Origin of the sequence: Phenylobacterium sp. CCH9-H3, from assembly GCF_001557235.1 — a bacterium.
Lineage (GTDB): Bacteria > Pseudomonadota > Alphaproteobacteria > Caulobacterales > Caulobacteraceae > Phenylobacterium.
Map to the genome: position 1 here is coordinate 1 of NZ_LSJI01000263.1, position 687 is coordinate 687.

Genomic DNA, 687 nt, shown 5'->3' on the forward strand with positions numbered 1-687 from the left:
GCTGGGCTTCGATGGTTTGGGTGCGCGCCTCGGCCAGGGCCCGGCGCGCGTTGGTCAGTTCGACGAGCGGCGACTTGCCGGCCTCATAGGCGATGCGGGTGAGCCGGTAGGCCTCGGCCGCGGTGGCCTCGGTCTGCACGGCGGCGGCGACCCGGGTCTGGGCCGCCTCCACCTGGAAGAGCGCCGTGCGCAGCTCCGCCTCGGCGTCCAGCCGCGCCGCGTTCAGCCGCGCCTCAGCCGCCAGCAGCTCGCCCTGGGCGGCGTTGACGTTGCCGCGGTTCTGGTCGAACACCGGGATGGGCACGGAGACCCCGGCCACCACGGCGCTGGAATCGTCGCCGCTGAAGCGGCGCACGCCGGCCGAGACGGTGACGTCGGGGATGGCGCGCGTACGCTCCACCCGCACCCGCCGCGCGGCGGCTTCCCGCTCGGCCTGGGCGGCGACCACGGCCGGCACCGACAGGGCGTCGATGGTGCGCTCGAGGTTCTCAGGCGTCGGCCGCGGCAGCAGGCTTTCGGCAAGCGCGGTGAACGGGGCCGGCGAGCCGGCGAGCGCCGTCAGCCGGGCGAAGGCGCTGGCCCGGGCGGTGCGGGCCGCATCCAGGGCCGCCCGCGCCGAGGTCACGCCGGCCTGGGCCTGCAGGCTGCGCAGCTCGGCTTCCTTGCCGGCCTCCACCAGCGCCCGGG

1 protein-coding gene is annotated in these 687 nt (G+C 76.9%); it reads right to left on the reverse strand.

Annotation, left to right across the window (positions count from 1 at the left end; translation table 11 throughout):
• Positions 1–687, reverse strand: a 687-nt coding sequence (locus tag AX721_RS23045) for a TolC family protein (protein WP_197422689.1), incomplete at both ends; no start/stop codon positions are given.